This is a genomic window from Vibrio sp. Vb1554 (assembly GCF_033344235.1).
Window position 1 is genome coordinate 1 of sequence record NZ_JAWPOJ010000335.1, and the last position, 1,153, is coordinate 1,153.

The 1,153-nt window shown below is 47.6% G+C and carries 1 protein-coding gene; it reads right to left on the reverse strand.

Annotated elements, in window-relative coordinates; all coding sequences use genetic code 11:
- The coding region (locus tag R8N28_RS26095) for a phosphoglucomutase, alpha-D-glucose phosphate-specific (protein WP_318183767.1) at positions 1–1,153 on the reverse strand (1,153 nt) is incomplete at both ends.

Here is a 1,153-nt window from a genome sequence, read left to right on the forward strand (position 1 = left end):
CGAGCAGCAAACCAACCATTTTCAGTCGTCACTTTCAATCCGCCAATCGCCGCACCGTTACCAGGAGCGTGTGTTAGACGCGCCGTAATCGGATCACCTGCCAGTGTTTCTGCTGCAACCATTTCTGGCGACAGTTTCTTCAACACATCTTTTTGAGGTCCATTCGCTACCGCTTGAATACGATTGTACTTAGACTCACCATGTTTAGCGGCAAGCTCTTCGTAGTACCCTTGTGGGTTTTTACCCGTTACCGCAGTTATCTCTGCCGCTAACAAACATAGTAAGATGCCGTCTTTGTCTGTTGACCATGGTGTTCCATCTTTACGTAGGAAAGAGGCACCAGCGCTCTCTTCACCACCAAAACCAAACTTGCCAGTGTAAAGGCCATCGACAAACCACTTGAAGCCGACAGGCACTTCACACAGTTCACGACCCAAATCGGCTACTACTCGGTCAATAAGTGCACTTGAAACCAGCGTCTTACCAACAGCAACATCTTTACCCCACGCCTCACGATGACGGTATAGGTAGTCGATACAAACCGCTAAGAAATGGTTCGGGTTCATCAAACCTTTCGGCGTCACGATACCATGACGGTCATAGTCTGGGTCGTTACCAAACGCAAGATCGTATTCATCTTTCAGGGCTAGCAGACCAGCCATTGCGTATGGAGAAGAACAGTCCATACGAACCACGCCGTCCTTATCAAGCGACATGAACTGGAATGATGGGTCAATCGCTTCGCTGACCAAGGTCAGATCTAAGTTGTATGCTTGGCCGATTTGACGCCAGTAATCAATGCCGCTGCCACCAAGTGGATCCACACCAATTTTCAACTTCGATTTCTGGATCGCTTCCATATCGATAACATTTACTAAGTCATCGATGTAAGGCTTCACCAAATCCATCTCTACGAATAGCTCAGATGCTTTCGCTTCTGCTAGCGCTAGACGCTTCACATCTTTTAGGCCACCAGCAATGATCTCGTTCGCACGATCTTCAATCGCTTGAGTCAATTCTGCTTCTGCTGGACCGCCATGTGTTGGATTGTACTTAATACCGCCATCTTGTGGTGGATTATGAGACGGTGTGATAACGATGCCATCCGCTTTCTCATCATGCTTTAGATTGTAAGTTAAGATAGCGTGAGAAA